Origin of the sequence: Pseudonocardia ailaonensis (assembly GCF_039531635.1) — a bacterium.
Taxonomy (GTDB): Bacteria; Actinomycetota; Actinomycetes; order Mycobacteriales; family Pseudonocardiaceae; genus Pseudonocardia; species Pseudonocardia ailaonensis.
In genome coordinates, this window is the sequence record NZ_BAAAQK010000018.1 from 363,069 (window position 1) to 387,231 (window position 24,163).

The window sequence follows — 24,163 nt, forward strand, 5'->3', positions numbered from 1 at the left end:
ACGGCGGGAATGGCCCGGACGTCAGCGGCCGCCGGTCTGGCCTGCGCCGGTTCCCGCGCCGCCGGTTCCGCCGGCTCCCCCGGTGCCCCCCGTGCCGGTCGCCCCGCCCGTACCGCGGGTGGCGCCCTGCCCGGCGCCGGTCTGGCCGCCGCCCTGTCCTCCGCCGCCGAAGCCGCGCAGGCCCGCGGTGCCGGAGCTCGGGAGGGGCTGGGTGAGGTCGGCGAGGACGACCTCGTCGCCCGCCCGCAGGCCCGAGACGATCTGGGTGCGGGTGCCGCCGACCGCGCCGAGGGCGACCTTGACCGGGGTCGCCGTGCCGTCGCGCAGCACCGTGACGGTGCTGCCCGTGGCGTCCGTGCGCACGGCCGAGGTCGGAACGGTCAGGACGCCCGTGGCCGAGGCGACCGTCAGACCCACCGACGCACCGGAGCCGGCCGGCAGGGCGGGCGGGGTGCCCGTCAGGCCGATCGTCACCGGGTAGGTCACGGGGCTGCCCGTCCCGGTCGGGAGCAGGCCGACGGAGACGACCGTGCCCTGCAGGGGGGCGCCGGCACCGTCGGTGGTGACGGTCGCGGCGTCGCCGGGCCGGACCCGGCCGATGTCGGACTCCCCCACCTGCGTGACGATCTGGTCCGCGCCCTGGCCCAGCACCACGATCTGCGGGGTGCTCGACCGGCCCGCGACCTGCTGCCCCGAGGTCAGCGACACGGCCGCCACGGTCCCCGCCACGGGCGCGACGAGGCTGGCCTGGGCCAGGTTCTGCCGGGCCGAGGTGAGCGAGGCCTGCGCCGAGTCGACCGCCGCCTGGTCGGCGGCGAGCTGGGACGCCGAGGGAGCGGCGGTCTGGCGCGCCGCACCGGAGCTCCCCGACGCACCCGCCGCGGAACCCGCCCCCGAGGCGCCGGACCTGCCGGCCGCGGAACCAGCGGCGCCGCCTGCGGCACCAGCGCCCTGCCCCGCGGCGCGGGACGCTCCACCACCCCCGGCACCTGCGGCTCCACCGGATGCCGGGGCACCGGTGCCGCCTGCCCCGCCGGATCCGGAACCGGAGGTCCCGCCGGCCGGACCGCTCCCGGCCGACGCCGAGCCACCCGAGCCGGGGCTGCTCGCGCCACCACTGCCCGCGCCACCGGCGGCCGCGCCGGAGCCCGAGCCGCCCGCTCCGGAGCTCCCGACGCCGCCGGAACCGCCGGTGCCTGCGCCGCCCGGACCGCCCGTGGACGCACCGGAGCCGCCGGCCGGGGCACCGCCCTGGCCCGCACCGTGTCCGGTCGTCCCCGCCTGGCCCGCGCCGGCCGCGGTCGCGGCGGCGAGGGCGCGGTCGACGAGGTCGCCGAGGGTCGCGTCGAGGGCGCCCACGTCGGAGGCCAGGGTGTCCTGGGCCTTCGCCACCGCCTGCTGGTCGTCCATGACGGTCTTGATCGCGGCCTGGCAGGCCTTGAGGGCGTCGGCGGGGGACGTCGGCGGCGTGGCCTGGGTGAAGGACGCGGGCTGGACCGCATCCTTCCTGTGCCCGCCCGTTGCCGAGTTGCCCGATCCGGAACCACCCGAACCCGACTTGCCCGAGCCAGCCGTCCCCGAGCCGGCCGTGGCACCGTCCGAGGTCGATCCGTCCGCCGCCGAGCCGGAGCCCGCCGCACCGGATCCCGTGGACCCGGCGGCGGATCCCGTGGACCCGGAAGCGGCGTTCCCGCCGGCCGAACCCGACGCGGCAGAGCCGGTCGGCCCGCTCTTGCTGTCCGGTGTGGACGATGTCGCGAGCGCCGAGGGATCCAGGCCGAGGACCGGCGCGCAGGCCGTGATCTCGGCGTCGAGGTCGCGGCGGGCCGTCGCGACGGCGTCGTCGACCGCCTTCTGGTCCGCGACGACCTTGTCCTGGCCCTCCTTGAGCGCCTTCATCGCCGCGGAGATCTGGGTGGCCGCGTCCGCCGTGGTGGCGCCTGCCGGAGCGCCTCCCGGGGCGCCACCGCTCGCAGCGCCACCGTGATCGGCGCCCACGCCGGCGGCAGCCGAGCCGGTGGTTGCCCCGCCGTCCCCTGCGGCCGAACCAGCCGCGGGGGTTCCGGTCCCGGCCTCGGTGACCAGCGCGGCCGGGACAGCGTTCTCGCCCTCGGCGGCGGCCGACGGGCTCTGCGCCGCAGCCGGAACCGCTCCCGCCGCACCGGAGCCCCCCGCGGCGGCACCTGCGCCGGAGGAGCCGGCCCCACCACCGGCCGCCGAGGCGACAGAGCTCTGCCCGTCACGATCCGCGGCGAGCCTCGCCTGCGCGCTCGCGAGCTGCGAGTTCGCCTGGGCCACCTGCGCGTCGAGGGAGGTGGTGTCCAGCGTCGCGAGCACCGTGCCCGCCTCGACGTGCTGCCCCACCGCCGCCGTCACCGAGGTCACCTGTCCCGCGATCGGGAAGGAGAGGTTCGCCTGGGAGACCGGGGTGACCGTCCCCGTCGTCTCCAGCTGGGCGGCCACGTCGCCGGTGGCCGCCGCGACGGTCCGGTACCGCGGCGCGGAGTCCCGCCGCGCCACCACGATCGCGACCACCGCCGCGATCAGCACGACCACCGCCACGAGTGCGATCCACACGCGGCCCCGGCGGCGCCGGGTGGGAGGAATGTCGGAGAACTCGGCAGAGGTCATGGCTCACTCACTGCGCAGGGCGTCGATCGGGGCGAGCCGGGCGGCCCGGCTCGCGGGGTACACGCCGAAGACCAGCCCGATCCCGACGGAGACGACGATGGCGCCGAGGGTCGCGGTGGGCGACACGACGATCGGCTGCCCGATGGCCGTGGACAGCAGCGCCCCGGCCACGACGCCGAGGATCACCCCGGCGATCCCGCCGGCCAGCCCGAGCACGCCCGCCTCGACGAGGAACTGCCGGCGGATCACCCGCGGCGTCGCGCCGAGCGCCTTGCGCAGCCCGATCTCGCGGATCCGCTCGGTGATCGACACCAGCATGATGTTCATGACGCCGATCCCGCCGACGAGCAGCGAGATGCCGGCGATCCCCGCGAGCACGGCCGTCAGCGCCCCGGTGATCGTGGTCGCGGTGTCGAGGATGGCCTGCTGGCTGGTGATCGTGAAGTCCGCGTTGGCCGGGTCCGTGACGCGGTGCAGCGCGAGGAGCTCCGCGGTCACCTCCTGGTAGGCCGCGGGCAGCGCCTCGGTCGACACGGCCGTCAGGTAGATCGCCTGGACGGCGGTGCGCGCGGTGCCGCCGATGACCCGGTCCGCCGCGGTGGGCAGCGGCAGGATCGCCTGGTCGTCCTGGTTCTGCACGGCCGACGAGCCGGCCGGCGCGAGCACCCCGACCACCGTCATCGGCGTCCCGGACACGGCGACCGAGCGCCCGAGCGGGGACCGGGCGCCGAACAGCTCCGTCGCCGTCGTCGACCCGAGGACGACGACAGGGGCGTGCTCCGCGACGTCCTGCGCGGTGAGGAACCGTCCCTCCGCGAGGGTCCGCGCGCGCACGACGGCGTAGTCCGGGACCGTGCCGATGACCGTCGTCGTCCAGTTGGCGGTGCCGGCCGTCAGCGACGCGGAGCGCTGCACGGTCGGGGCCACCGCGGCGACGTCCGGGGCCACCGTGCGGTCCGCGAGTGCGGTGGCGTCCGCGGTGGTCAGGGTGGACGCGGTGCCCGCCCCGCCCCGCACACCGTTGCTGCCGGTGGTGCTGCCGGGCGTGACCACCAGCAGGTTGCTGCCGAGCGAGTTGATCTGGGACGTGATCGTGGCCTGCGCGCCCTGGCCGAGCCCGACCGTCAGCATCACCGCGGCGATGCCGATCAGGATGCCGAGCATGGTCAGCCCGGAGCGGAGCCGGTGGGCGCGGACGGCGTCCCAGCCGGTGCGGATCGTCTCGCGCCAGTTCACGACAGCGCCGCCAGGCTGTCGTGCTGGATGCCGCCGTCGAGGATGCGCAGCACCCGCTCGGCGGCCGCGGCGACGTCCTCCTCGTGCGTGATCAGCACGATCGTGCGGCCGCTGGCGTGCAGCTCGGCGAGCAGCCCGAGGACGTCCGCCGTCGACGCCGAGTCGAGGTTGCCGGTGGGCTCGTCGGCGAGCAGCAGGGCCGGCTCGGTCACCAGCGCCCGCGCGATCGCGACGCGCTGCTGCTGGCCGCCGGACAGCTGGCCCGGCCGGTGCTCGGCACGGTCCGCCAGCCCGACACGCTCCAGCGCGGCCAGCGCCCGGTCCTTGCGCTCGGCCCTGCCGACACCCGCATAGGTCAGGGGGAGCTCGACGTTGCGCCAGGCCGGCATGCTCGCGAGCAGGTTGAACTGCTGGAACACGAAGCCGATCCGCCGGTTGCGGATGGTGGCGAGCTGCTCCTCGTCCATCGCCCCGACGCTCATCCCGGCCAGGGTGTACGTGCCGGTGGTCGCGACGTCGAGGCACCCCAGGACGTGCATCAGCGTGGACTTGCCGGAGCCCGAGGGGCCCATGATCGCGACGAACTCGCCCTCGGCGATGTCCACGTCGACGTCGTGCAGGGCCTCGACCTCGAGCGCGCCCTGCTTGTAGGTCTTCCCGACCCCGCGCAGCGAGATGACGGGGCTCACGAGCCGCCCCTCGCGCCGCCGCCGCGGTTGCCGCCGAGCCCGCCGCCGGCGCCTCCGGCCCCGGCTCCCCCACCGCCGAAGCCGCCCGCACCACCACCGCCGCCGAAGCCGCCGAAGCGCGCCCCGCCGGTCGTCCCGGTCGTGCCCGTCGGCACCACGACCTGCGTCCCCGCCTCGATACCGCGGGTGATCTGGGTGCGCGCGCCGTCCGTGGCGCCCACGGTCACCGGCGTCTCCACCTGGGTCCCGTTGCGGTCCACCATCACCGACGCCTGCCCGCCCGCCTGGCGGACGGCCGCGGTCGGGACCAGCACCGCGTCCCGTACCTCGCTGGTGACGATCGCGACCTGCGCGCTCCCGCCCGCGTGCAGCGCGGACGCGTCCCCGGTGACCTTGAGGGTGACCGGGTAGCCCGCGACCCCGGAGGTCTGGGTGGCGACGAGCCCGACCGTGTCGACGGTCGCGGCGACCGCCTGGGTGGCCCCCGTCGGCGTGATCTGCGCCTGCTGACCCGCCTTGACGCGGGAGACCTCGGTGTCGTCGATCGAGGTGGTGACGACGAACGTGCCGGTGCTGATCACCGTGACGTCGGCCGAGCCGGCGGTCGAGGCCGAGGCGGCGCTCGCCGCACCGGACTGGCCCGACGCTCCCCCGGACTGCCCGGAGGACGACCCGCCGGAGCCCCCGCCGACCTGCTGCCCGGCCGTCACGTTGACGGCGGCGACGGTCCCGGCGAACGGCGCGGTCAGGGTGGCCTGCGACAGCGCCCGCTCCGCGACCGCCTGCTGGGCCTGCGCGGCCGAGAGCGCCGCCTGGTCGGCGTTGCGCTGCGCGCTGCTCGCGGAGCCGTCGGAGTCCACCTTGGCCTGGGCGTTCGCGACCGAGGCCTTCGCCTGGGCGAGCTGGCTGGGCAGGCTCGCGGCGTCCACCGTCGCGAGGGTCTGCCCCGCGGTGACCTGCTGGCCGACGGTGACCGGCACCGCCGTCACCTGCCCGGACACGGTGAACGAGAGGTCGGAGCGCTGGGCCGGGGCGATCGTCCCGGTGGCGGCGACGGTGGTGGTCAGCGTGCCGGTCGTCGCCCGGGCGAGCTGGGTCGCCGCGGCCGCGGACGAGCGCGGCACGAGGAACCACACGAGCAGGAACACGACGACGGCGAGCGCGAGCCCGATCAGCAACCAGCGCTTCCACGACCACCCGGCGAACCGGGAGCGGCGAGCCGCTTCCGGCGGGGCCGTCCGGTGCGCACCGGACGTTTCGGACACGGGGCCTCCAGCCGCTCGACCTGCACGGACACCGGGTCCCCGCGGCCGGCTGGCGAACCGTAACCGGCCGCGTGGCCGATGTCCCGCACCGGGCTGACAGTCCGCTGAGAGATCCGGACGTCGGGGGAGGAACGATCAGGAAAAGCGTTCGAGGACGGCGGCGAGGCCGTCCTCGGTGACCGCTCCGGTCACCTCGTCGGCCGCTTCCTTCACCTCCGGCGGCGCCTGCCCCATCGCGACCCCGTGGCCCGCCCAGCGGAGCATGGTGCAGTCGTTGTCGCCGTCGCCCACCGCGAGCACGTCCTGCTGCGCGACCCCGGCCCCGGCCGCCACCCCCGCGAGCGCCGACGCCTTCGACACCCCCGCGGCCACCATCGTCACCCAGGGGAACTCGTGGTCGAAGGTCACGGTCGCGCCGGGCACCTCGATCCCGGCGAACCGCTCGGCGACCTCGTCGACCGTCCCGCCGGGCCAGTAGGCGATCAGCTTCGGCGTGGCCGCGGCGAGCAGCTCGGCCTCGGAGACCTCCGTGACCTCACCGGCCAGGTGGACACCCGGGAAGGGCCCCGTGACCCGTTGCCCGACGCCGACGTGCTCGGTCCCGAACACGGCCTCCGGCAGGACGTCCTTCACCGTGGCGTGGGCCACTGCCGCGTCAAAGGTGACGACCTCGCGGACCACGCGGCTCGCCGTGTCCATGACGACCGCGCCGTTGGAGCAGACGGTCAGGCCCGAGTCGAGGCCCAGCTCGTCGAGCACCCTCCGCACCCCCAGCACGGTCCGGCCGGTGCAGAGCATCACCATCGCGTGGCGACCCACCGCGCGGATCGCCGCGAGCACGCGCGGCGACGGCGGCTGGTGCGCGTGGACGGTCGTGCCGTCGATGTCCAGGGCGATCAGGCGGGGCGTCCACACGTCCACACACCCTACGTGGGCACGGTTCGCGCGGTTTCGGCATTGTGAACCCATGCAGACCGGGTCCCCCGTGCCGACCGCGCTCCCGCTCCGCCCGCCCGCGCACCGCGTCGACCCGCGCGCGGTCGGCTGGTGGCGGTTGCGGGGACTCGCCGGCGCCGCCGCCGTCGCGCTGCCGCAGCTGGTCGTCGTGATCGTGCTCGGCGGGCCGTCGTGGCTGGTGGGGACCCTGATCGCGACGGTCGTCGCCGGCCTCGCCTACGCCGCCGTCGTCCCCCGGATCCTGTTCCGGATCCATCGCTGGGAGATCACCGACGAGGCGGTCTACACGCTGTCCGGCTGGCTCGTGCGGGAGTGGCGGATCGCACCGATCTCCCGGGTGCAGACCGTGGACACCGAGCACGGCCCCCTGCAGCAGCTGCTCGGGCTGGCCAGCGTGACCGTGACGACGGCGTCCGCGCGGGGTCCGGTGACGATCCGCGGCCTGGCCACGGCGGACGCCGCCGAGCTCGCCCGCCAGCTCACCGAGACGACGCAGGCGGCGCACGGCGATGCCACTTGACCTCACCCGACGCCCCGTGGCGGCGGCTCGACGCCCGGATGCTGGTGGTCGCGCCCGCCCGTGCCCTCATCCGGCTGGTCCCCGTGCTGGTGGTCCTGCTGATCACGGGGCGCAGCGACGACCCGATCCGGTTGTGGATCTCCGTCGGGATCACGGCGCTCGTGGTGTTGGCCGGGGTGGTGCGCTGGCGGACGACGCAGTACCGGATCACGCCCGAACGGGTGGAGCTGCACAGCGGCTGGGTCCGGCGGCAGCGCCGCTCGGTGCCACGGGACCGGATCCGGACCGTCGACCTCACGGCGACCCCGCTGCACCGCCTCTTCCGGCTGAACGTCGTCGTGGTGCGGGCCGCGGGGACGGGCACGGAGCACCGCCACGGCGGGCTGGAGCTCGACGCGGTCGGGGCGGCCGAGGGGGATTCCCTGCGGGCGGAGCTGCTGGACCGGGTGGAGGTCGCGCCGCCGCGGGTCGGGGGTGATGCGCCCGTCGCGCCGCACCTCCCCGCCCCGTCCCTCGCCTCGGACCCGTCCGACACCGCCGCGACGCCGGATGGTTCCGCGCCGCCGGACGGATCCGCGCAGACCGCCGCGGTCGGGCCTCCCGGCCCCGGCGCGGCGACGGGCACCGTGGGGACGGGCGCACCGGCGGCGCGCGAGCCGGTCGCCCGCCGAAGCGCCCCGTCCACCGTGGAGCTCGCGCGACTCCACTGGTCCTGGGTCCGCTTCGCGCCCTTGACCTTCTCCGCCCTCGCCGGTGTCGGTGCCATCGCCGCCGCGGCGTTCAACCTGCTCAACGAGCTCGGCCTGAGCCCCCGCCGGATCGGCGTCGAGGCCGCGGCGGAACGCCTCGCCCGCACCCCGCTGTGGGCCGCGATCGGGCTGGTCGGGGCGGTGCTGCTGCTCGTCGCGGTGGTCGGGTCGGTGGTGCTGTTCGTCGAACGCTGGTGGGGCTACCGGCTCACCCGCGAGAGCCAGGACGGCGCGCGCTGGGGCCGGCTGCAGGTCCGCCGCGGGCTGCTCACCACCCGATCGCTGTCGGTCGCCGAGGACCGCATCCGCGGGGTGGCGGTGCACGAGCCGCTGCTGCTGCGCGCCGGTCGGGGCGCGCAGGCCCGCGTCCTGTCCACCGGTCTCGGCCGCGACGCCCAGGGCGGGGCCTTGCAGCCGCCCGCCCCGCGGGCCGAGGCCCACCGGGTCGCGGCCGCTGCCCTGGCCCGCCTGCACCCGGATGTGCGGCCCGATCCCACCCGCACACCGCTCACCCGCCATCCTCCGGCCGCGACGCGCCGCCGCTTCACCCGCGCGCTCGTCCCGGCCGGGCTGCTGCTCGTCGCCACCGTGGTCGCCGGCGAGGTGTGGCCCGCCCTCGGCTGGCTCTGGCCCGTCGCGCTGTTCCTGGTCCCGCTCGCCGCGCTGCTGGCCCTGGACCGCGCCCGCGCGCTCGGGCACGCGCTGAGCCCGGTGTACCTCGTCAGCAGGCTCGGCGGGCTCTCCCGGCGCACGGTCGCGCTGCAGCGCTCCGGGGTGATCGGGTGGCGCGTGCGGCAGAGCCCGTTCCAGCGCCGTGCGGGCGTCGTCACCCTGGAGGCCGTGACCGCCGCCGGGCAGGGCGGCTACCCGGTCCTCGACATCGCCCCGGGCACCGCGGTGGCGTTGATCGACAAGGTCAGCCCCGGGCTGACCTCGTCGGGAGTGCCTCTCGAGGAACCGTCAGAAATCTGACCTTCCGCCCGTCGGACTCTCCGACGGTTCCGCTATCGGCGCCGCGTCCCGAACAGGCCGCGGGTGATCTCGCGCCCCAGCTGCGTGGCCATCGACCGCATGAACGACTTGGCGGCCGAGGACTGCAGGATCTGCGTGACCATGCCCGGCTCCTCGCGCTCCTGCCGGTGCCGCTCCGGGGCGGGGGCCTCCATCGGCGGCGCCTCGGCGGGAGGCGGGGGCGCGGCCTCGGCCATCTTCGCCGTGAGCCGCTCGTAGGCGGACTCGCGGTCGATCGTCTGGCCGTACTTGGCGTAGAGCGGCGAGGCGTGCGCGGCCTCGGTGACCGCCTGCTCCCCGATCGCCGCCATCAGCGAGCGCGGCGCCCGCATCCGGGACCAGGCCACCGGCGTCGGCGCCCCGCGCTCGGACAGCACCGTCACGATCGCCTCGCCCGTCCCCAGCGACTTCAGGGCTTCCTCGAGGTCGTAGACCTTCGACGTCGGGTAGGTCTTGACGGTCCGGGTGAGCGCCTTCTGGTCCTCGGGGGTGAAGGCGCGCAACGCGTGCTGCACCCGCGCGCCGAGCTGGGACAGGACGGCGTTCGGCACGTCCGTGGGCAGCTGCGTGCAGAAGAACACGCCGACGCCCTTGGAGCGGATCAGCTTCACGGTCTGCTCGATGCGCTCGAGGAACGCCTTCGACGCGTCCGCGAACAGCAGGTGCGCCTCGTCGAAGAAGAAGACGAGCTTCGGCTTGTCGAGGTCGCCGGCCTCCGGCAGGTCCTCGTACAGCTCGGCGAGCAGCCACATCAGGAAGGTGGAGAACAGCTTCGGGTTCGCCGCCTGGTCGGCCAGCTCGACGAGCGTGACGACGCCCTTGCCGTCGACCTGGCGCATGAGGTCGGTCGGCTCGAACTCGGGCTCGCCGAAGAAGTCCTCGCCGCCCTGCGCCTCGAGGTTCACCAACGCGCGCAGGATGACCCCGGCCGTCGCCGGCGAGACGCCGCCGATGCCCTTGAGGTCCGCCTTGCCCTCGTCGCTCGTCAGGTGCTGGATGACGGCGCGGAGGTCCTTGGTGTCCAGGAGCGGCAGGTTCTGCTGGTCCGCCCAGTGGAAGATCAGCCCGAGCGTGGACTCCTGCGTGTCGTTGAGGTCGAGGACCTTCGACAGGAGGATGGGCCCGAACTGGGTGATCGTGGCGCGGATCGGGACCGCGGAGGACTTCCCGCCCAGGGACAGGAACTCGACGGGGAAGCCGGTGGCCACCCAGTCGTCCCCGGTGTCCTTGGCCCGGGACTGGATCTTCGGGCCGTCCTCACCGGGCTTCGACATTCCGGAGAGGTCGCCCTTGACGTCCGCCAGCAGGACCGGGACGCCGGCGTTGGACAGCTGCTCGGCCAGGCCCTGCAGCGTCTTCGTCTTCCCGGTACCGGTGGCCCCCGCGACCAGCCCGTGCCGGTTCAGGGTCGCGAACGGGATGCGGACGCGCGCCGAGGGGTCCACCTGCCCGTCGACGAGGACGGTGCCGAGCTCGAGGGCATCGCCCTCCGTCGCGTAGCCGGCGGCGATCTCCTGGGCAGGGGTGTTCTCAGCCACGCGCGGAGCCTAGACCAGCACTACGACAAAAAGCCGAACAACGCCTACCCTGCGTTCCATGAACGACCGGTTGGTGTGGATCGACTGCGAGATGACGGGTCTCGATCTGCAGCGCGACGCGCTCATCGAGATCGCCGTACTCGTGACGGACGGGGAGCTGAACGTCCTGGGTGAGGGCGTCGACGTCGTCATCCATGCCGACGACGCCGCGCTCGCCGGGATGCCCGACGTCGTCCGCGAGATGCACGCGCACTCCGGCCTGACGGACGAGGTGCGGGCCTCCACGGTCACGCTGCGCGAGGCCGAGGAGAAGGCGCTGGCCTACATCCGCCAGTACGTGCCCGAGCCCGGCACCGCCCCGCTGGCCGGCAACTCGATCGCGACCGACCGCGGCTACCTCGCCCGGGACATGCCGGAGCTCGACGCCCACCTGCACTACCGCATGATCGACGTCAGCTCGGTCAAGGAGCTCGCCCGCCGCTGGTTCCCCCGGGTCTTCTACGCGAAGCCGGAGAAGGGCCTCGCCCACCGCGCCCTCGCGGACATCGAGGAGTCCATCCGGGAGCTCGAGTACTACCGCCGGACGCTGTTCGTGCAGCCCCCGGGCCCAACGTCCGACGAGGCCAGGGCCGCCGCGGCCGCACTCGCACCCCCCGCTTCCTAGCCCGTCCGGCCATCGCGTAGTCTTCACACGTCGCCGGGTCGCCCCGGCGGACGATGGTGGGTGTAGCTCAGCTGGTAGAGCACCTGGTTGTGGTCCAGGGGGCCGCGGGTTCAAGTCCCGTCACTCACCCGGGGTTCGCGGACCCCCCTCGCAAGGCGCTCGACGGGCCGGTGCTACACTGGATCTCGGTGCCGCGCAAGGGACACCGCCAAAATTTCACACATGCACCGCTAGCTCAATTGGCAGAGCAGCTGACTCTTAATCAGCGGGTTCACGGTTCAAGTCCGTGGCGGTGTACGCAAACTAGCAGGCCAGACCGGTTGTCGGTCTGACCTGCTAGCGTTTTCGGTGATCAAACTGACCGGAAACTCCGCTACCGCGATCTCGACGGGAAGACTCGCAAGATCCGTCGCCGAGGTCCCACCAAGACGGGCGCTTCGAAGGCACTCCAGGACGAGCTCCGCGACCGCCGAGGCGGCGCGCAGGCGATGCCGCTGGGCCCGCATTCCCGCTTCAGCGAGGCCGCCGATCTTTGGTTCGCCAAGATCAAGGAGCGCCGAGCCTCTTCTCTCTTGGCTCAACCCTGGTTGGTCTACGCCAGGGAGCCGCAGCTGAGGCGGGACACAGCCGTCAGGCCGCTCTCACCGCACATCAGCAGACGGCAGGCGAGATCCCGACCGCCGGCTCGGCGTTGACGCCGGTCTCCTCCAGCACCCTCCCGGCTCGCGGCTGCGGCCGGTGTCTCGCCCGGCTCGAAGCCCCCGCGTCCCAGCCGTCCAGCTGCCGAATACGTTCGGCCGATGCCGACGATGTTCGAGGGCGACATCTTCGTCAGCTCCGGTTAGACGACTATCGAGAATCCCGCCGCCTGGTACGTGGACCATGACCTCGGCCGCTCCTTCGCCGATCAGGTCAACGGACTGTGTGGCGCTGGGATGCCCCGCTCGTCTCTGGTTCCTCACGGGCCCGCCCACCGGATGGGTGCGGCTGACCGTCGAGAGCCACGACGCCTCATCTGCCGTCGATCCCCAGTGGGAGGAGGTCGCCGAGGCGTCGTTCACCCCCCGGCTCTCCCCCGCAGCTGGATTGCCTCGCAAACCTGAACGACCTCGCGCGATCACCTTGATCGTGCAACGGTCTTGCGCAGTAGTTCACGGCGCGGAATCGTCCGCGTGTGAAGGGGGACGAGATGGCGAAAGAGACGATGGGCCGCCACCTGTTCGAGGACTAGACCGGGAAGCTCGCCCCGTCGGCATCCTGCTCACCGCCCTGGCAGCGGGGGCTACGGAGGCGACCCCTCCGCCGGCGGGACACCTAGCCGAGGACCGTGCTGACGTTGTCGGCGGCAGTGGTGAGCTCGACGTAGAGCTTTGCCCACGTCCTGTCGGTGTCGGTGGCGGGCCCGCCACCGCAGAAGGGCAGCTTCCCGACGGCGGTGTAATAGGCGAGGAAGGTCAGCTGTTGTGGCGGCCGGGAGTCCGGTCCGCCCTCGTAGGCGCTGTTGGGCTGGTCGGTCTGGTGCATCAAGCAGGGCGGGGTGGCTCCCGGTTGGAAGTCGGCCTGTGTGACGAGCACTACCGGTGCCGCGGCCGGATCTGACGCCGCTCCGAAGCCACGTGTCAGGATGGCCGCTGTGGCGACGATCGCCCCGACCACCGCGAGGGCCAGGACGATCAAGACGACGCGGCGGTGATGACTGGGCGCGCCGGCAGGCGGAGTGGTGATCGAGTGCGTCATGGGTCAGACCGATCCGGACAGGGCGCGCAGCACAAGGCCGGCGCCGACGATGATGACGAGGACCGCGGTGAGGACGGGTAGGTAGGTCAGCGCCGTGGTGAACCGGTGGGCGATTCGTGCTGTGCGGCCACGGGAGAGCACGGCGGTGATGCGGTCCTGGAGTCGGACGAGCAGCAGCCCGGCGAGGGTCAGCGCCAGGGCCATACCCAAGCCGTATCCGAGGACGAGCACGATGCCCAGAAGCGTGCGGCCCAGGGCGATCGCGGCGAGCAGCACCAGCAGCGCCGACGGGCTGGGCACGAGACCGCCGGCCACACCCAACCCGATCAGGCCGCCACGGCCGAAACCGTGTCCATGTCCATGTCCATGTCCATGTCCATGTCCATGTCCGTGTCCGTGTCCATGTCCGTGTCCATGTCCATGTCCATGTCCGTGCCCGTCTCCGTGCCCAGTGGCCTGCCGCGGAGCGGCTTCCACGACCGCAACGACGCCACCGGGTCTCGTCGACGCTGCTCCCGGTGCGACGACAGGTTCGCCGACCAGGTCGACGAGCCACTCGCTCTGGTGCCGACGGCGGATGGCCGAGCGGAGCAGCCCGACCCCGACCCCGGCGACGAGGAGCCCTGAGACGATCGCCAGCACCTGTTCCACGGCGGTGGGTGCGAGCGCCGCGGACGCGGAGAGCACCACTCCGAGCACGAGCACGCCGACCGTGTGGGTAACGGTCACGGTCGCCCCAACCGTCACCACGTCACGCAGTCGGCCGCGCTTCCCGACGAGATAGGCGGCCATGATCGTCTTACCGTGGCCGGGGAGGAACGCGTGCCCTGCACCGAGCAGGACGGACAGGAGCACCGCGAGAAGCGCGATACCGACGCTCATCTGCTTCGTCCCGACCAGGTTGTTGAACGCCGCCGACAGGTCGTTGAGGGCGGAGACGAAGACATCGGCACCGGGGACGCCGCCGAGGACGGCATAGGTCGAGGTCCCGACGCCCGGGGTGGTGGTGATGGCCGCGGCACGGACGTCGAGCGGGGAGGACAGCAGGTCGTTGGGGTACTGACGCAGTTCAGCGCTGATGCTCGACGCCGGCACCGGCGACTGCTGCAGTGTCACACCGTCGCCGGTGGCGGTGATCTCGTGCCAGCCCCCGATCCCGGCCGAGTCGAACTGGTCGTCGACGCTGACGCGGGTCGGACGGGACAGGTCTGCGGGTGCGGTCAGGTGGCACTCGAGCCGTCCGACCGGCAACCCCGCGGCACCGGGCAGCTGGACGTAGCTGCCGCTGGTGAGGGTCAGCGGCACCCTGACGGTCCCGACGGAGATAACGACGGCTGCGGCGAGCGCGGGGCACCGCGCGCCGGCGTAGGCTGTCGCCTCAGCGGCGGAGACGGTGCCGTCCCGGTCGGTGTCGATCAACGGCAGGCGCTGCAGGGTCGGGATCTCCGCGGCGTCGACGACCGCGTTGTCGACGATGTGGTCGGCGAAGAGCTGCAGTCCGTCGTAGTGGTTGACAGTGGCGTTACCCAGCGGATGAGCACTCGCTGTGGGCGCCCCCACCACGGTCGAGGCGACGCCTATCGCCCCCACGATCATGGTCGTCGCCAGCAGCCGGCGTAGGACGGTGGTCATCGAGGACCGCCGAGCTGGGTGAGCGTGGCCCGGGCCACGGGCACCTGTAGAGGATCGAAGTGCGGGTTGATCGCCAGCGCCGCGGAGAGGTCGGTGCGGGCCGCGTCCTTCTGCCCGAGCGAGTTCTCGATCATTCCCTTGTGGAAGGCGAAGAGGGCGTTGCGCATCCCGGTGGCGGCGGCCTTGTTCGCCCACGTCAGCGCCTCGGCATCGCGACCGTTCGCGTGCAGCGCCCAGCCGTAGGCGTCATCCATCTCCACAAACGGGCGGATCCTGAGGCCGGCCTCGCCGAACGACAGGGCCTTCGCCGGGTCGCCGTGATCGGCGTAGAACAGCGTCGGGTCGGTGTCGAGCTGCACCCCGTTGCTGGTGAACAGTGAGTTCTCGGCGTCGAAGAGCGCGTAGGCCTGCTGCGCCTCGGTCATGTGCCCGATCGACTCCAGGTACTCACCGGCCTCGATCACGAACTGCGGTTGCGGCGTGCTCGCCAGGAGCTGGGCATAGTCGGCGACGGCGGCCGCTTCCTGGCCCAGAGCGGCCTCGGCCTTGGCCTGGCCCTCGAGGAGGTCGGGGTAGCGGGGGTCGGCCTGGGTGCCGAGCTGGACCTGACGCAGGGCCTCGGCGGGGTCGCCGCCGGTGAAGGCGAGCTCGGCGAGGTAGTAGCGGCAGAACGCGATGTCCGCCGGTGCGGTCGCCTCGTCGAGGGCCTGGTTCATGAGGACACGGGCCTGGTCAGGTTGCCCGGCGAGCTCGTAGACGTACTCGGCGCGGGTGTAGGCGGGAGTGCCTGGATGCAGGTTCAGCATCTGCTGCACGGCGCCGCGGGCGTCGTCATAGCGGCCGAGCTGGGTGTAGGCGTCGGCCAGCGTCCCGTAGATCATGGAGTTCTGCGGGTCGAGAGCTTGGGCCTGCTGCGCGAGGGTCAGCGAGTCGGCGAAGCGGTGCTGCGCCGCGCGCAGGGCAGCTTGGCCGGCGAGGGCGGCGGCGTTGCCCGTGGGCATGATCTGCAGCGAGCGGGCCAGCGCACCCTCGGCCTTCGGGTAGTACATCGGATTGACGGTGTTCTTGGCCTCCTGGACATAGTCCAGGCCCAGTGTCGCCCAGCCGTCGGCGTTGTTCGGGGTGATCTTCAGCTGCGCCTGGATGCCGGCGATGTCGGCACCCAACGGGTCCGCGGTCGGCGGAGGGTCGGCGGCGGCGCCGGAGACCGGTGCGGTGTCTTCCCGGTTCACGGCCACGACGACGACCAATGCGAGGACCGCGGCCATCGCCACGGCAGCCGACCACCAACGCCACCGCCTCGGCCGTGCGCCACCGGAGTGCGCGGGTGCCACGTCAGCGACCGTCGGGGTCTCGACCGGCGCCGAGTGGTCGTGGTGTGTGCGAGTCACGGCTCAGCCCCCGGTGGGAGGGCTGATCGTGGTGTGGGCATCCCAGCCGGTGAACATCAACGCTCCTGTGGGTCCCGGTCCGGTTGTGGTGGGTTCGGCGCCGCTCGAGCTGGTCTCGACCTTGAGGGGATAGGGGTGGGTGGCGTCGTCGGCGACGTAGAGGACCCCGGCCCCGTTGCCAGGGGTGACCTTCACCGCCGCCTGTCCGGCGACGGTGGCCGTTCCGGTGACCGCGACGGTGTCCCCGCCCTTGATCAGCTGATCGAACACGGCCTTCTTGTCCAACTGCGCGACGAGTGGAGCGGCCCGGGGGTCGGTGGTCGAGAGCTGTTGGTAGCCGGCTGTGGCACCGGCCGCGGAGAGACCCTTCACGTACAGTGTCGAGCCGACCTTGACCAGGTCGATGTCCTGACCGGCCCCCGTGATCCGTTCCCGTCCGTCGCCCGACGACGTCAGAACCAACTCGATGGTGGCGGTCGCCGCGCCCGTGCCGGCGGCGGTGGGGCGAGCGACGGTGCCGGCGATGGTGACCGAGTCGGCGGCCTGCGCCGCGGCCTGGGTGTCGGTGAGGATCTGTGCGGCCGGGCGGCCCGACTCCGAGCCGCCACCAGCACAACCGGCGGACACCAGGAGGATCAACGCCGTGGCGGCCATGGTTGGTCGGGTTCGCATTGCGGTTGTGCCTCTCCTCGACCCGGCTGGCGTCAGGTCATGTCGTCCTGCTCGGTCCGGCCCGCGCCCCCGGGGTGGGGACGGGGCCGGACCGAGCACGAACTCCGGTAGACGTCGCCTACTTGCTGCCGGCGGTGTTCACGCTCGCGTTGTAGGGCAGGCCGACGTAGGGGAAGTGGTCCCCGAAGCCCTTCGGGTTCACGTCCACCCCGTCGCCCGCGGCGAGCGGGGCGATGATCCTCGGCGGCAGGGTCTGGACCGCGCCCTCCAGAGCCTGGATCTCGATGTCGACCACGTCGTCGGTCAGGCGGCGACCGTTCGGGAAGCCCTGCAGGTCACCTCCGAGGACGCCGAGCCGGTTGGGCTTGTCGGCCACCGGGACGCCCATGTTCAGGCGCAGTTCCTCCGCCGGGGCGAACCTCCTCGGGTCGACGTCCTTGTTCAGGACCTGCGAGTTGAGGTCCGCCTGGATCGGCGCCTTGCTGCCGTCCAGGGTGGGGGCGTTCGTCGCGATGCCCGTCGCGAAGATCTCGACCAGGTCGTTGCGCGGGGTCTTCGGGGCCGGGATGCCGTAGATGGCCTGGATCAGCTGCGGCACCTCCGGCTTGAGAACGCGGCCGATGAACGCCGTGTTGGTGGCGTCCTGCGACGGGGTGGACCCGTTGAAGGCGTCCTTCATGCCCGAAGCGGACACGACCTCGTTGACCAGCGGGTTGCCCAGGCGCGAGACCTGGACGAAGGGGCCGGCGGAGACCGCCTTACCCGGGGTCAGGATCGTCGACTGCTTCTCGGTGTCGCTCCAGACCCCGATGACGGGGTTCTTGGCGGCGTTGCCGTTGAGCGCCAGGTAGTCCTTGGGGACCTGGATCGACAGGGTGTTGACGTTGTAGCCCTTGAGCGTGTTCTGCCCGGCCTCGGACAGGTTGCCGCCGTAGAGCAGGTCGAACACGCGCAGGTCGAGGAAGAACGAGTCCGCGGCCTGGCCGGCGAACACCTTGCCGCTGTTGCCCGGCAGTGTGGAGATTGCCTGGTTGCGGAGGCTCGCGTAGTCGGGCATGCCGGCGGGGCCGGTGTCCGACGGCGCGACCGGGGCGTCCTTGAGCAGGGTCTTCACGTCGTGACCGTTGCGGATCTCGGTCAGATCGTAGGTCTGGCGGAACAGCAGGTTCGGGTCGTCCAGGCTCGTGACCGGCCCGTTGTTGTAGAGGAACGTCGTGTTCCCCCGCAGGTCCTGGGTCTTGAACTGCCAGCGGAACGTCATGTCCGGCTTGCCGTTGCCGTCACTGTCGACGTTGATGTCGTAGTGCGCGTTGGTGGCCCAGGGGTAGAAGTTCGGGCCACCGTTCGGCTCCTGGAACGGGTACCAGTTCGCCGACAGCGTCACGGTGTCGGGCTTGTCGGGGCTGGTGAAGGCGTACACGTCGGTGTTGTCGACCGGCGGGTCGGCCGCGATCAGGGGTGCCTCGCGGTGCGAGGACGCCGATGCCACACCGGGCGCGAGCCCGGCGAGCGCGGCGGCGGCGACCACCACACCGACGGTGGCCATCGAGACCGTCGCCCGGCGGCGTAGGCGCCGACCGGGAACAGGGGGAGCGGACATGCGGTTCCTCTCGAGACACCTGAAACAGACATTCAGGTGAGACCGGATAAAGCGGCGAGAGACCCGAGCGATTCCACCGCTGAGCCCGCCCTGCACGGCGGTGCCCTCGAATGCATTCAGGTCACGCTCGTCATGACGGCACTCAAAGGGATCAGTTGCTGCCGAAAAACGCCGGTGCGGCGACCGGCAGCACGCCGTTGTCCGGCGGTTGAAATCTGTGCAGCAAGTTCATAGACATCGCGGGCAGAACGATACGAACTTTTTTCACGATCGCCCCGGCGCGACCTGGCCCGGCCCTCACCTGCTCCAGGACCCGACCATCACGGTACGTGAACACGAGCGCGCACGTGTGCGCCGCCCTGCCGCCCATCGGCTGAACGGCCGAGCGCGGCCCGCCGGTATTCACCTGATGCGACGAAGACCGCCTGCGGCCCAGGAATCGAATATCCACGGAAATGCCTGCAGCACCTCAGCCGCTGGAGCAACATCGATGCGCACCACTCCGCCGATTCAGGTGGACAAAATGGACATTGTTCAGCTGCGAAGCTGGGCCGGATCGCGAACCGATCGCCGGCTGGCCCAGCGCGCACGGATTGTCCTGCTGTCAGCCGACGGGCTGGGGCCCACAGCGGTCGCCCGGGAGCTGAGCTGCACTCGGCAGACGGTCATGAGCTGGCGGGAGAGGTACCGAACCCTCGGCGTCACGGGTCTCCTGGACGCAACGCGCTCGGGCCGCCCGACCTCGGTGAACCCGACCGACATCCTGCTGCGGACGTTGGACCCGCCACCAGTGGGCTTCCAGCGCTGGTCATCGCGGCTCCTCGGGGCGGAGCTCGGGATCAGCAACGCCTCTGTCGCGAGTGCCTGGCGGGAGTGGGGGATCAGGCCGACGACACACGGAGGTTGGCGCCTGGATACCGACCCGGCCCTTGACACCGACGTGACGCGGGTGCTCGGACTACACGTCGTCGCCGGGTCCGGCGCGATCGTGCTCGAACGTGGGCGGCCCGTGCCCGGTGATCGCATACCTGTGGCACGCCGCCAGGACGTGGGGGAACTCCCCGACCACGGCGACCCCTCGTGCTTCCCCGATTTCGAGGACGGCGCCATCGCCTTCCTGAGGTCGCTCCCCCCCGGTGGCGCGCGACACCCACGGGTGATCATCGTCGCAGGCGCATCCCCGTGGTGGCGGCGCCTGGACCGGAGGCGCGGCCAAACGATCCATGTGGCCGGTCCGGGCCGCCCGTGGGCCCGGCTGGTTCGCGTGACGTCCCTGATGGCCGGTGCTCATCCGCGCGGAACCACCTCGGTCGCGCACCTGTGCGCCGCGCTCCACGGGTGCGATCCGGATGCGGCGTTCTCCTGGTCTGAGCTGGAGCGGCGGCTGGAGCCGAACCCGCCTAGGTAGTGCCGCGGCCAGGAACGTTGGGGACGTAACCGAGTCCGGTTGATCCAGCTGGCGCGGCGCAGGAGGCTGTCCGCTCGAGGTGGTGGGCACGCCCTACAGCCCGAGGCATCGGTCCGAGCCCCGCCGAAGGCGCGTTCAGCCCACTCCGGGGCGGACGCACCAGCAATGCTGATCGCCGCCGGCCGGGTCGTCGCCCTGGAACGCCTCGCCGCGATCTGTCACGCCCACGGCGTCGAGCACCTCGAGCTGTTCGGCTCCGCTGCCAGCGACACCACCGGGCCCACGAGCGACATCGACATCCTCTACACGCTCCAGCCCGGCCGGACACTCGGCTGGGAGATCAACGACCTCGCCGATGAACTCAGCGAACTCTTCGGCCGACCCGTCGACCTCGTCTCCCGACGAGCCCTCCACGTGAAGCTCCGCGACCACGTCCTCGCCGAAACCCGCCCGCTCTTGCAGCGTGACCTACTGCTGCTCGGCGAGATGATCGCCGCCGCCGAACAGATCCCGCAGCTCGCCGCCGACATCACCCTCGACGAGCTCGACGAGAGGCGCGAACGGCGCGACGCGCTGCTGTGGAACAACACGGTGCTTGGTGAGGCAGCAGGCCAGGTCTCCAACGAGACCAAAGCCCGATTCCCAACCGCCGCGTGGCAACAGCCCGTACCGACCGCGCCAAAGCCGACCTCGTAGGCCAACAGGTCCGACGGGACCGTGGGACGATCGAGCCCGCCGGCGTCGCACGTGACGACGGCCGCATGATCGTCTCGTTCGGCGGGCGCTTCCCACCCTCCCCAGTGCCGGCGGTGTTGCGGGAGACGGGAGATCAGTGACGCGAGGGCACACATCGATCGTCGAGATGCAGCCCGACGGCAGGGTCGGGACCACAACGACGAGCCGGATACTCCACGTGCGACTCCTCAACACGACAGGCCCGAGAGTCGGGAAAGCGCGTCGAGGGCGCCTAGCGGTTCCGGCCGGACGAGGTGATCCGGCGGCCCGGCGGCACGCGGCCGAGGCTCACGTGTCTCGGCCGGCGTAGACCGATGACGCGACTGTCTCGAGCAGCAGGGTGGCGACGTGCGAGCCGGCCTCGAGCGACCCCTCCTCGATGCGCACCGCCAGATCGAGGATCCGGCGATTGACCGGAGCGGACAGGCCCAGGCGCTCCGCCTCGGTCGCCACGTACCCGTTGAGCTGGTGTACCTCGCTGCGGCGGCCCTTGAGCCAGTCCTGCAGCACCGTGGTCTTCTGGCCGTCGATACTGAAGGTGTCGTGCACCACATCAAGTAGTACGGTCGCGATCTGCTCGGGGTCCGCGACGGCGGCGGCGTCCAGCCCCAGGACCGGACGGATCGTCCGGCCGGCCGCAATGCCCGTCCGAACAGCCTCGTTCCCCGCCTCGATCATCAGCTCCCGCATGCCCGGGATCTCTGCCGCCGCACGCACGGTCGTGTTCAGCACGGCGGAGGTGACCAGCTCGGTGGCGTTGGCGACGAGCTTCATCCACTTCGAGGACAGAATGTCGTCCGAGACCTCGACCGTCCCGGAATGCCTCAGCAGCCCGGCCACCTCCGCTGCCCGCTCCTGGGCCATGGGGGTCAGGCCACCGACCGCGAACCACGACTGCGAACGCGGGGTGTCCCGTTGCACCACACCGGGATCGAACATCGTGGAGGCGACCTCGATGACTGCACCCAGGGCACGGTCCGCACCGACCACGTCGGCGATCGTCTCCAGGGTCATGCCGTTCTGGATTCCCACCACCACCCCGCCGGGGGCCAGGACGGACGAGATCAGCTCGCACGCCCACCGGGTGTCGTAGGCCTTCACCATCACCAGCACGACGTCGAAGCTCTCGCGCAGCGTGGCCACCTCGCACAGGTCGATCGCCCGGACCCGGGTGACCTCGCTGGCGTCCGGCATCTCGATGCGGATCCCGTGCTCTCGGATCGCGCGCACGTGCTCGGGCCACTGCTCCACGAAGGTGACGTCGAGGCCCGCTCGGGCCAGGTCGGCGCCGACCGAACCACCATTGGCGCCGGTGCCGAGTACCGCGATCCTGGTCATCGGGCCACCGCCGCCGCGGTCCGGGTGCCGGTGCGGGACGTGTGCATGGGTGCTCCCTGTGTCTCGTCGGTGAGGTTGCGGAGGGGTCAGGAGACCGGGGCGCGATGGCGCAGCCGGTGCGCACGGACCGCGACCGGCAGCGCGGCGACGATCCCGAGTGCCAGCGCGATGCCGCCCCATCCCGGGCCGGCGAAGCCCTCGAGCCCGAACGCTGCGTCCAGCGACAGCGCGCCCGGGCCGGAGAAGCCGAGCACCGTGGCGACGATCCCGTAGAGCAGCGGTACCTCGCAGCCGCCCGTGACGGCCCAGAGTCCCTTGTCCGCCAATGCGAGTGCAGCGACGGTCATCGTTCCGACGACGACGACCGAGCCGATCGGGGTAAGCAGGCCCAGCACCATCGACACCGCCCCCGTCAGCTCGGACAGGCCTGCCACAGCCGCCATCACCTTCCCGGGCCGGTGCCCCCAGGCGTCGAACATCGTGCCGGTACCGGTGAGCCCGCCACCCCCGAAGGAACCGGTGAGCTTCTGGAAGGCGTGGCCGGCCAGCAGCACGCCGACGAGCAGTCGCAGGATCAGCAGACCGACATCCATCGGGTTCGGGTCCTTCCGGGGGTGGAGGTGGCCGCCGGACCAGCAGCCGGGATCCGCAGCGGGTCAGCCCGCTCGCCTGTCGGGTGTCGGAGCCGGCGGGTTCGGCCGGATCGGCTCGTCGGTGGCCACGCTGATGAGCAACGACGCGGTGTGCGCGATGTGGTCGCGCACCAGCTGCGCGGCGAGATCGGCCTGCCGGCCGACCGAGGCCTCGAGGAGGGCGCGGTGTTCACCGGCGAGATCGCGGTCGGGCTCCTGCCCGAACGACACCGACCACTGCCGGTAGAGCTCCGCCTCCTCGCGCAGGGCACGGGCGACGTCGAGCAGTCGCCGGTTCGTGCAGCCGTCGATGAGGGCGAGGTGGAACTTCGCGTGCGCGGCGCTCCATTCGTCCGTCGGATGGTCCGGATCGTCGTCGCTCATGAAGACCGCACGTTCGAGGACGTGATGGGCGGCAACGGCGCGGGACTCCCATTCCACGTCACCTTCCAGCACCGACAGGCGCAGGACCAAGGACTCGATCTCGACCCGGGCACTGGTCAGGTCCGCCAGATCCTTGTGGGAGAGCGGGGTGACGACGTACCCCTGGTGGGCCTGCGTCTTGACCAGGCCCTCCGACGTGAGCCGGGTCAAAGCCTCGCGGGCGGCACCGACACTCACCCCGTAGTGCTCGCAGAGCTCGGGGAACTTCAGGCGCGACCCGGGCACCAGCCGGCCGCCGAGGATATCGCTACGCAGCCGGCGATGCACCTCGTCGGTCCGGGTCCCGGACCCTGCTTGTTTGGCCACGATTCGCACCCTACACGTTGATGCGAATGAGACAAGAACTTTCGAATCTGTCTTGACGCTTCGACTGCCAGGCGCGTAGAAATGTGCCACCGACACCGAAGCCGGTCTGGTCGTCCGCCCCGGACAAAGGGCCACGACCTTCAATCCGAGGAGCAGTTGCGTGCGATTCGCCAGCATCTCCGGTCGGCTCCACCAGGTCGTCAGCCCTGGTCGAGTCGTCGACCTGAACATCGCCAGCGGCGGGCGGCTGCCCGCCGACCCACAGGAGGCGTACCGACGCTGGGACGAGGTCCTCGAGTTCGCCGCCGCCGCGACCGGCGAGGTGCGCGAGATCGCGGAGGAGGAGTTCGGCAACCCGGTGCCGGCACCGCGGCAGGTCTTCGCCATCGGCCTGAACTACGCCGAGCACGCTGCTGAGTCGCACTTCGCGGTTCCTGAGCACCCACCGGTCTTCACCAAGTTCGTCAGCTCCCTGACCGGCCCGTTCGGCGAGATCACGCGCCCGCCGGGCCACGTCGACTGGGAGGTCGAACTCGTGGCGGTCATCGGCCGGCCCGCACACCGGGTCACCGCCGAGGTGGCCTGGTCCTACGTCGCGGGGGTCACGATCGGTCAGGACATCTCCGAGCGCATCCTGCAGGCGTCCGGGCCCGCCCCCCAGTTCAGCATGGGCAAGTCCCACCCCGGGTTCGGCCCGATCGGCCCGGTCCTGGTCACCCCCGACGAGCTCCCCGACCGGGAGGACCTCGAGCTCGGATGTCTGATCAATGGGGAGCAGATGCAGAAGGGTCGCACCCGGGACATGGTCTTCCCGGTGCCCGAGCTGATCGCCCGGCTCTCCGCGGTGACCCCGCTGCTGCCCGGCGATGTCATCTTCACCGGCACCCCCTCCGGAGTCGGCCTCGGCCGCACTCCGCAGCGTTGGCTCGAGGTCGGCGACGAGCTCGTGACCTACATCCGCGGGATCGGCGAGATGCGCCACCGCCTGGTCGCCCCCGCGGCCTGAGA

The 24,163-nt window shown here is 72.1% G+C and carries 21 protein-coding genes and 2 tRNA genes; 8 read left to right on the top strand and 15 right to left on the bottom strand.

The window, feature by feature from the left end:
* Positions 1–21: 21 nt before the first annotated feature.
* From ABD324_RS23970 to ABD324_RS23990, 5 genes are all read right to left on the bottom strand, one after another.
* A complete protein-coding gene (locus ABD324_RS23970; protein ID WP_344421223.1) occupies positions 22–2,631 on the bottom strand; it encodes a permuted SH3 domain-containing protein in 2,610 nt (869 codons plus the stop codon).
* A gap of 3 nt (positions 2,632–2,634) precedes the next feature.
* The gene (locus tag ABD324_RS23975) at positions 2,635–3,867 is read right to left on the bottom strand and encodes an ABC transporter permease (RefSeq protein ID WP_344421225.1); all 1,233 of its coding nucleotides are present in this window, start codon (positions 3,865–3,867) and stop codon (positions 2,635–2,637) included.
* Positions 3,864–4,556: an ABC transporter ATP-binding protein gene (locus tag ABD324_RS23980; protein WP_344421228.1), complete on the bottom strand. Its 693-nt coding sequence runs from the start codon at positions 4,554–4,556 to the stop codon at positions 3,864–3,866. Before ABD324_RS23980 ends, ABD324_RS23975 begins: the two co-directional genes overlap by 4 nt.
* Positions 4,553–5,821 (bottom strand): efflux RND transporter periplasmic adaptor subunit, encoded by a 1,269-nt coding sequence (locus ABD324_RS23985; RefSeq protein ID WP_344421231.1) that lies wholly within the window; start codon positions 5,819–5,821, stop codon positions 4,553–4,555. Before ABD324_RS23985 ends, ABD324_RS23980 begins: the two co-directional genes overlap by 4 nt.
* 135 nt (positions 5,822–5,956) lie before the next feature.
* Positions 5,957–6,736, bottom strand: a complete 780-nt coding sequence (locus ABD324_RS23990; RefSeq protein ID WP_344421234.1) for an HAD family hydrolase — start codon at positions 6,734–6,736, stop codon at positions 5,957–5,959.
* Positions 6,737–6,788: 52 nt separating this feature from the next.
* Here ABD324_RS23990 and ABD324_RS23995 point away from each other — a divergent pair, with 52 nt between their 5' ends.
* Positions 6,789–7,298 (top strand): PH domain-containing protein, encoded by a 510-nt coding sequence (locus tag ABD324_RS23995; protein ID WP_344421237.1) that lies wholly within the window; start codon positions 6,789–6,791, stop codon positions 7,296–7,298.
* A complete protein-coding gene (locus tag ABD324_RS24000) occupies positions 7,295–9,019 on the top strand; it encodes a PH domain-containing protein (protein ID WP_344421240.1) in 1,725 nt (574 codons plus the stop codon). Before ABD324_RS23995 ends, ABD324_RS24000 begins: the two co-directional genes overlap by 4 nt.
* 32 nt (positions 9,020–9,051) lie before the next feature.
* On the opposite strand, the gene ABD324_RS24005 is transcribed toward ABD324_RS24000, so the two are convergent.
* Positions 9,052–10,596: a helicase HerA-like domain-containing protein gene (locus tag ABD324_RS24005; RefSeq protein WP_344421243.1), complete on the bottom strand. Its 1,545-nt coding sequence runs from the start codon at positions 10,594–10,596 to the stop codon at positions 9,052–9,054.
* A gap of 58 nt (positions 10,597–10,654) precedes the next feature.
* On the opposite strand from ABD324_RS24005, the gene orn reads away from it, so the two are divergent.
* The 3 genes from orn to ABD324_RS24020 all read left to right on the top strand — a co-directional run bounded on the left by orn (position 10,655) and on the right by ABD324_RS24020 (position 11,557).
* Positions 10,655–11,260, top strand: a complete 606-nt coding sequence (gene orn / locus ABD324_RS24010; RefSeq protein ID WP_344421246.1) for an oligoribonuclease — start codon at positions 10,655–10,657, stop codon at positions 11,258–11,260.
* Between the two features lie 56 nt (positions 11,261–11,316).
* A tRNA-His gene (locus ABD324_RS24015) sits at positions 11,317–11,389 on the top strand.
* Positions 11,390–11,484: 95 nt separating this feature from the next.
* A tRNA-Lys gene (locus tag ABD324_RS24020) sits at positions 11,485–11,557 on the top strand.
* 1,017 nt (positions 11,558–12,574) lie between these two features.
* Here the strand turns inward: ABD324_RS24020 and ABD324_RS24025 are convergent.
* The 6 genes from ABD324_RS24025 to ABD324_RS24050 all read right to left on the bottom strand — a co-directional run bounded on the left by ABD324_RS24025 (position 12,575) and on the right by ABD324_RS24050 (position 18,743).
* Complete coding sequence (locus tag ABD324_RS24025) at positions 12,575–12,787, bottom strand: hypothetical protein (RefSeq protein WP_344421249.1); 213 nt, start codon at positions 12,785–12,787, stop codon at positions 12,575–12,577.
* A gap of 213 nt (positions 12,788–13,000) precedes the next feature.
* A complete protein-coding gene (locus tag ABD324_RS24030; protein ID WP_344421252.1) occupies positions 13,001–14,629 on the bottom strand; it encodes a High-affinity nickel-transporter in 1,629 nt (542 codons plus the stop codon).
* Entirely contained in the window at positions 14,626–15,897 is a 1,272-nt protein-coding gene (locus tag ABD324_RS24035; protein ID WP_344421254.1) for a tetratricopeptide repeat protein, read from the bottom strand. The genes ABD324_RS24030 and ABD324_RS24035 overlap by 4 nt, the downstream gene beginning before the upstream one ends.
* A gap of 126 nt (positions 15,898–16,023) precedes the next feature.
* Complete coding sequence (locus ABD324_RS24040; protein WP_344421257.1) at positions 16,024–16,692, bottom strand: hypothetical protein; 669 nt, start codon at positions 16,690–16,692, stop codon at positions 16,024–16,026.
* A gap of 118 nt (positions 16,693–16,810) precedes the next feature.
* Entirely contained in the window at positions 16,811–18,238 is a 1,428-nt protein-coding gene (locus ABD324_RS24045; protein WP_344421260.1) for a DUF4331 domain-containing protein, read from the bottom strand.
* Positions 18,239–18,443: 205 nt separating this feature from the next.
* Complete coding sequence (locus ABD324_RS24050) at positions 18,444–18,743, bottom strand: hypothetical protein (protein ID WP_344421262.1); 300 nt, start codon at positions 18,741–18,743, stop codon at positions 18,444–18,446.
* 39 nt (positions 18,744–18,782) lie between these two features.
* Between ABD324_RS24050 and ABD324_RS24055 the strand changes: the two genes are divergently transcribed.
* Together ABD324_RS24055 and ABD324_RS24060 are read left to right on the top strand one after the other, a co-directional pair.
* Positions 18,783–19,700, top strand: coding sequence for a helix-turn-helix domain-containing protein (locus ABD324_RS24055; protein WP_344421265.1), 918 nt, complete (start codon positions 18,783–18,785; stop codon positions 19,698–19,700).
* Positions 19,701–19,865: 165 nt separating this feature from the next.
* The gene (locus ABD324_RS24060; protein WP_344421268.1) at positions 19,866–20,396 is read left to right on the top strand and encodes a nucleotidyltransferase domain-containing protein; all 531 of its coding nucleotides are present in this window, start codon (positions 19,866–19,868) and stop codon (positions 20,394–20,396) included.
* Between the two features lie 327 nt (positions 20,397–20,723).
* Here the strand turns inward: ABD324_RS24060 and ABD324_RS24065 are convergent, their stop codons facing one another.
* The 3 genes from ABD324_RS24065 to ABD324_RS24075 all read right to left on the bottom strand — a co-directional run bounded on the left by ABD324_RS24065 (position 20,724) and on the right by ABD324_RS24075 (position 23,155).
* On the bottom strand, positions 20,724–21,773 hold the full coding sequence (locus tag ABD324_RS24065; RefSeq protein ID WP_344421271.1) for a ketopantoate reductase family protein: 1,050 nt from the start codon (positions 21,771–21,773) through the stop codon (positions 20,724–20,726).
* 86 nt (positions 21,774–21,859) lie between these two features.
* Positions 21,860–22,366: a DoxX family protein gene (locus tag ABD324_RS24070; protein WP_344421274.1), complete on the bottom strand. Its 507-nt coding sequence runs from the start codon at positions 22,364–22,366 to the stop codon at positions 21,860–21,862.
* A gap of 63 nt (positions 22,367–22,429) precedes the next feature.
* Positions 22,430–23,155 carry a GntR family transcriptional regulator gene (locus ABD324_RS24075; RefSeq protein ID WP_344421276.1) on the bottom strand — a complete coding sequence of 242 codons (726 nt, stop codon included), beginning with the start codon at positions 23,153–23,155 and terminating at the stop codon, positions 22,430–22,432.
* Between the two features lie 160 nt (positions 23,156–23,315).
* Between ABD324_RS24075 and ABD324_RS24080 the strand changes: the two genes are divergently transcribed.
* The gene (locus tag ABD324_RS24080) at positions 23,316–24,161 is read left to right on the top strand and encodes a fumarylacetoacetate hydrolase family protein (RefSeq protein ID WP_344421280.1); all 846 of its coding nucleotides are present in this window, start codon (positions 23,316–23,318) and stop codon (positions 24,159–24,161) included.
* Positions 24,162–24,163: the final 2 nt, after the last annotated feature.

Coding starts and splice junctions, on each gene's coding strand:
- ABD324_RS23970 (WP_344421223.1), bottom strand. CDS start 2,631: ATGACCTCTGCCGAGTTCTCCGACATTCCTCCCACCCGGCGCCGCCGG.
- ABD324_RS23995 (WP_344421237.1), top strand. CDS start 6,789: ATGCAGACCGGGTCCCCCGTGCCGACCGCGCTCCCGCTCCGCCCGCCC.
- orn (WP_344421246.1), top strand. CDS start 10,655: ATGAACGACCGGTTGGTGTGGATCGACTGCGAGATGACGGGTCTCGAT.
- ABD324_RS24030 (WP_344421252.1), bottom strand. CDS start 14,629: ATGACCACCGTCCTACGCCGGCTGCTGGCGACGACCATGATCGTGGGG.
- ABD324_RS24035 (WP_344421254.1), bottom strand. CDS start 15,897: ATGGCCGCGGTCCTCGCATTGGTCGTCGTCGTGGCCGTGAACCGGGAA.
- ABD324_RS24040 (WP_344421257.1), bottom strand. CDS start 16,692: ATGCGAACCCGACCAACCATGGCCGCCACGGCGTTGATCCTCCTGGTG.
- ABD324_RS24045 (WP_344421260.1), bottom strand. CDS start 18,238: ATGGCCACCGTCGGTGTGGTGGTCGCCGCCGCCGCGCTCGCCGGGCTC.
- ABD324_RS24055 (WP_344421265.1), top strand. CDS start 18,783: ATGCGCACCACTCCGCCGATTCAGGTGGACAAAATGGACATTGTTCAG.
- ABD324_RS24060 (WP_344421268.1), top strand. CDS start 19,866: ATGCTGATCGCCGCCGGCCGGGTCGTCGCCCTGGAACGCCTCGCCGCG.
- ABD324_RS24065 (WP_344421271.1), bottom strand. CDS start 21,773: ATGACCAGGATCGCGGTACTCGGCACCGGCGCCAATGGTGGTTCGGTC.
- ABD324_RS24070 (WP_344421274.1), bottom strand. CDS start 22,366: ATGGATGTCGGTCTGCTGATCCTGCGACTGCTCGTCGGCGTGCTGCTG.